Genomic DNA, 5,536 nt, shown 5'->3' with positions numbered 1-5,536 from the left:
TCCCACCAAAAACGGTCAAGCGCGGTGCATGTCAGGAGGTGGTTTGGACCGGCGACGAAATTTCATTAGATCGCATCCCGCTCATCAAATGTTGGCCCCTTGATGCAGACAAATATATTACCCTACCACAGGTTTTCACACATAGCCTGAAAACCGGTCAGCGCAATGTCGGCACGTACCGACTACAAAGACTCGATGAACGCGCACTGGCGATGCACTGGCAGATCCACCATGATGGTGCTGGGCATCACCGCGAATATCGTGAGGCGGGTGAACGGATGCCAGTTGCTGTCGCTATCGGCGGCGATCCTGTCATGTCCTACATCGGTACCGCACCGCTTCCAAGCGGCATTGACGAACTCCTGTTTGCAGGATTCCTCCGCAAAGCCAATGTGCCAATGGTTCCGTGCAAAACCATCGATATGTTGGTTCCGGCAGATGCGGATATCGTGATTGAAGGGTATATTGAACCGGACGAAACCTGCATTGAAGGTCCCTTCGTCTCTTGAAGACGAATATCCCGTTTTTCGCATCACCGCCATCACGCACTGCAAGCGTCCCATCTACCAGACAATCATCGTCGGTAAACCGCCGATGGAGGATTGCTACATGGGAAAGGCAACGGAGCGAATCTTCATGCCGTTGATCCGGACACAGCTGCCAGAGTTGGTCGATATGAACCTGCCGTTGTTCGGTGTATTCCATAACTTTGCTTTGATTTCCATCGACAAGCGCTACCCTTACCACGCAAAAAAGATTATGCACAGCCTGTGGGGACTTGGTCAACTGATGTTCAGTAAAATTATTATCGTTGTTGATAAAGATGTTGATGTGCAGAATGTGGAGGAAGTGCTTTTCCGCGTCGGCAGCAACGTCGATCCCAAGCGAGATGTAACCATCGTTGAGGGGCCCGTTGATGTCCTTGATCACGCTGCGCCCCTGATGGGAGCAGGATCAAAGATGGGGATTGATGCAACGACCAAATGGCGTGAGGAAGGTTACCAGCGGGAGTGGCCCGATGAAATCAAGATGTCTCAGGAAGTCATCGATCTGGTCGACAAGCGGTGGAAGGAGTACAAGATCGAATAAACTGCCAGACGATTTTCGTAATCGCTCGCACGGCAAATTTGTGATAAGGCTCGTTGTGAGAAAATAGGTGTTGCACTTTACAATGGAGGCAAAAGGATGAAAACTTATCGCGCTGCTGTCATCGGCTGTAGCCGGATGGGCGCATTTATTGACAACGAAATACCTGATTATCAAGCAATTAAGCTGCCATATTCACACGCGGCAGGTTTTTATGCTGAGGCTCGAACAGACCTCGTCGCTTGTTCAGATCTGCGTCCAGATGTCATGGAGGTATTCGGAGAACGGTACGATGTACCCAAAGAACGGCAGTACACTGACTACCGGGAACTCATCGACAAAGAGAACTTGGACATCGTGAGTGTCGCAACGCAATCCACGCCGTAGAACACGGGGTCAAAGCAATCTACGCGGAAAAGGCGATGGCAGCTTCGATGGACGAGGCGAACGCGATGGTGGAAGCGGTGGAACGCAACGGGGCTTTCTTCAACTTGGGTACAAACCGCCGTTGGCACACCGGCTTCGACAAGATGAAAGAGGTCATTGATAGCGGTGAATTGGGTGCACTCAAGACGCTAATCATTTACGGTAACCATTCGCTTTTTAACGGTTCCAGCCACCAATTCGATCTGATTTTGCGCCTGAATAGCGACCACCGCGCCTTGTGGGCATCTGCCCATATCACCGATGACGACAGCATCTTCGATGGTGATATTGTTCAAGAGGATCCGAATGGTCAGGGGATAATTCAGTTTGAAAATGATGTCACAGCGCATGCACTTCTTTCTCCGCGCGGTAGCGAATGGGAGGCAATCTGTGAAAGGGGAATTGTGACATGCTGGAATAATGGTTGGCAGTGGCACATCCGACGTCAAGCCGACGTTCCGGGGTGGCGAGATTGTTTTGTGCCGGAGGCTTTCCCTGAGTTTGAGCACACCAGCAGCACAGCAAATCTCATCAAAGATCTGGTTCATTCACTCGACACCGGCGAGCCATCACGTTGCGGCGTCCGTGTGGCACACGCAAGCACGGAATTAATCTTTGCATTCATGGAATCGCACTTGCAGAATGGGGCAAGAGTTCAGCTACCGTTGAAGGGGTCGAAGCTGCGGTTAGAGAGAGACCGTGCCCCAAGGCAGCCGAGGTTTCAGTAGAGTAGATTTTAGAATTTAGCACCAGAGGTGCGACATACGGATTATTGTCTGAATCAGGATTTTCGGGATTTAAGGATTAACAAGATAACTATCAATCCCTGAACCGATGGGCTAAAGCATGGGGGCGTGATGGGTGTGTTTCATCGCTTGGGTTCAATCTACGGGCTTGGTCTACCGTAGGGACTTCGTTTCCAAGCCTGACAGGATGGGAGACTCAACCCCTACTCTACGATACAGATCGCTGTGGATTGAAAAATCCACTGAACCTGTGGAATCGGTTCTTCCTTATCAAAACAGGTTCTTAGCGAAACACATTTTTGCGGTGCAGATTCGGTGCAGATTCGGTGCAATTTTTCAATCGAGCGCGGCGGCTCCATACTCCACTGTTCAATGGCACTTTCTCACCATATTTAGCAAACCGTGTCAGATCAATGGTAGGTGCTCCGTTCCGCCTGTCCCCCTGGTCTCGATTTATCGGACGATTTATCGGGGCAATAATATGGGAAAATTAAATACCCCTAGTCAATTGGATAATGTGCTTGAGTTTGCCACTGTGCAATGCTATAATGGCAATGCGTTGTCTTGGCAATATCAAACTAACGGAACCTCACTTGATGTGGGCACCTTTGACCAGTCTAGAGAAATGATTAACCACTGAGTCCGATATGATAGTTGCTCACGAAGACGTTTTCACCTTCCATCAGGAAGAAATCTCACGATTTCAGAAAATTTTGAGAGAGTAAATTGCAAAATAATGGAAGCGTATATCAATCGGATTCTTCAAGGCGATTGTCTCGAATTGTTTAGCCAAATTCCCGATAATAGCGTCGATATAACCTTCGCCGATCCACCCTTTAATCTGAAGAAGAAATATCACAGCACAAGAGATAGCCTTGAGCTGGAAGAATATCTACACTGGTGCGAAAAATGGATTTCGGAGATGGTGCGTGTCACGAAGGAAACGGGGTCAATTTTTGTACATAATATCCCCAAATGGCTGACGTATTATGCGAGTTTTTTGAACAAACTTGCTGATTTTAGGCACTGGATTTCGTGGGATGCCCCCACAGCACCGATGGGGAAAACACTCCAACCCGCGCATTACGGCATCCTATTTTATGCCAAAGATGCAAAGCAAAATAAATTTTACGAAATTCGTTATCCGCACAAACGTTGTCGTAAATGTAACTATTTGCATAAGGACTACGGCGGGAAAAAGGGACTGTTGCATCCTTTTGGCCCGCTTGTTCCAGATACGTGGACAGATATTCATCGGATAAAGCACAACAAATATCGCGATCCGCATCCGTGTCAACTGCCGATTCATTTGTTAGAACGTATCATCTTAATGTCCACTGATGAAGGCGATACAGTGCTTGACCCGTTTCTGGGGACAGGTACAACAGCAATAGCTGCAAAGCGACTTGGACGGCACTACGTCGGTTTTGAACTTGATCAGACATACGCGATGATCGCACGTGACAAAGTGAAGCAACAAGTATCGAATTCCCGGATTGGAAATATATGGGCCAGCGTTTACCTAGACGAAATCGTCACACTCCGGGACCAAGATTGGGAGGCGTTACAGCCAGAATTTCGCAGTCCTGAGTCCCCCCAAGCAATCGATCATACCAAAATAGTGCTAAAAGGTAAAATATCGCTCACACCAACGGTTAGCCAACAGGAGACAGATCAAGAGGCACAATTGCGATTCGCGGAGAATCGCGAAAAATATCAATAAGGAGGGCTTTTATGCCTACAGTCAATCATGATGTTTTACGAAAATTTGTTTATGATATGTATATCGGTGCCGGTGGAGTTGAGGAAGATGCCCGTATTGTCAGCAATCATGTCGTAGAATCCAATTTGATGGGGCACGATTCACACGGCGTGATTAACGCACCCAACTACGCAGGCGGGATGAGTGGCGGTCCCTCAACGGATAAGATGGAAATCGTCCGTGAGACACCCGCAACAGCAGTGATAAACGCCAACGGCGGGCTCGGCATGGTCATCGCTCAGAAGGCGATGGAGATGGCAGTTGAAAAAGCGAAAACACACACATTCGGCGGGGTTGGACTCCACCGTTGCGGACACGCCGGACGGATGGGAACGTATCCCACAATCGCCGCAAAAGAGGGGATGATCGGGCTCGTTTTCCTAAATGGCGGCGGACGATTTATGCACCCCTTCGGCGGCACCTCCCGAAGGCTCCCACCCAACCCAATTGCGATCGCAGTCCCCCGCAAAAACGGCGAACCGTTGATGCTTGATGCGACGATGAGTGTTGTTGCAGGCGGGAAGATACTGGTCCAACGTGCACGTGATGAAGAGATGCCAGAAGGTTGGATGATTGACTCAGAAGGAAACACAGTTACTGATCCGAACGCTTTCATAGACCGTCATGATGATACAGCAGTAATGCCGGTGGGTGGTTTTCAGTTCGGGCACAAGGGCTTCGGCTTAGGATTTATGATTGATGCCATCGCCGGAACCCACCCGTGGCGCAAGCGGGATTGTGATGATCGCTATCAAGATTCAGGATTTCATCGATCTTGATGTCTACCAGCAGGAGACCGAGTACCTTACGGAATGGATAAAGTCCTCTGAAAAACTGCCCGGTGTTGATGAAGTGTTCGCTCCCGGCGAGTTTGAGGAACGGAGCCGTGAACAACGTATGAGAGATGGCATTCCAATCGAAGAGAAAACGTGGGATCGGCTGGTTGAGGCAGCTGCGTCCCATGGCGTTTCAGCCCCAGCAGTCTAAAGGTAAAAACAGACCTCAGGTTGAGTGAGCCTTCCGGAAGTTTGAAATTTTCGCAAGGCTCACCAATGGCAAGGGGATGAGCCGGTGTTCGAGCAGCATCAATTAGACAGGATAATCTGATTTGACTTAATAGCTACTATAGAGGCAAGAAGATGATCAGGAAATTTGGTTCACTATTCGCAGGACATGTTGATCTGACAGATGTAGGCCTTGATGGTCCGCCTGTCAACGAACGTTGGCTCTCCGACGAACATATCGCGACCGTATTCGATAAGACGCAAGCCATCGCGCAGCTCATGGACCGCAACGGCTACGAAACCCTTTGGCTGGCTGAACACCACTTTCAGCGCGAAGGGTACGAGTGCATCCCTAACATTCTGATGCTCGGTGTCCACCTCGCTCACCTGACACAGACGCTCAAAATTGGGTGCGCTTTCAACGTGACGCCGATGTGGCACCCACTACGACTCGCAGAAGACTATGCGACCGCAGACCTCCTCACGGGTGGACGTATCGTCTTTGGCGTGGG

At 49.6% G+C, this 5,536-nt stretch carries 4 protein-coding genes and 2 pseudogenes; all 6 read left to right on the top strand.

What is annotated here, in order from left to right:
- Positions 1 to 1,089 (top strand): annotated as a pseudogene (locus tag J4G02_03995) (UbiD family decarboxylase).
- A 96-nt stretch (positions 1,090 to 1,185) separates the two neighbouring features.
- Positions 1,186 to 2,240, top strand: a pseudogene (locus tag J4G02_03990) (Gfo/Idh/MocA family oxidoreductase).
- A 751-nt stretch (positions 2,241 to 2,991) separates the two neighbouring features.
- The gene (locus J4G02_03985; GenBank protein MCE2393752.1) at positions 2,992 to 3,981 is read left to right on the top strand and encodes a site-specific DNA-methyltransferase; all 990 of its coding nucleotides are present in this window, start codon (positions 2,992 to 2,994) and stop codon (positions 3,979 to 3,981) included.
- Positions 3,982 to 3,992: 11 nt separating this feature from the next.
- Positions 3,993 to 4,799, top strand: coding sequence for an Ldh family oxidoreductase (locus tag J4G02_03980; protein MCE2393751.1), 807 nt, complete (start codon positions 3,993 to 3,995; stop codon positions 4,797 to 4,799).
- A complete protein-coding gene (locus J4G02_03975; GenBank protein ID MCE2393750.1) occupies positions 4,762 to 5,007 on the top strand; it encodes an Ldh family oxidoreductase in 246 nt (81 codons plus the stop codon). Before J4G02_03980 ends, J4G02_03975 begins: the two co-directional genes overlap by 38 nt.
- A 152-nt stretch (positions 5,008 to 5,159) precedes the next feature.
- On the top strand, positions 5,160 to 5,536 hold a 377-nt coding region (locus J4G02_03970; GenBank protein MCE2393749.1), incomplete at its 3' end, for an LLM class flavin-dependent oxidoreductase.

Source organism: Candidatus Poribacteria bacterium (assembly GCA_021295755.1).
Taxonomy (GTDB): Bacteria; Poribacteria; WGA-4E; order WGA-4E; family PCPOR2b; genus PCPOR2b.
The sequence above is the reverse complement of the archived record's forward strand: the minus strand, read 5'-3'. Positions and strand labels throughout refer to the sequence as shown.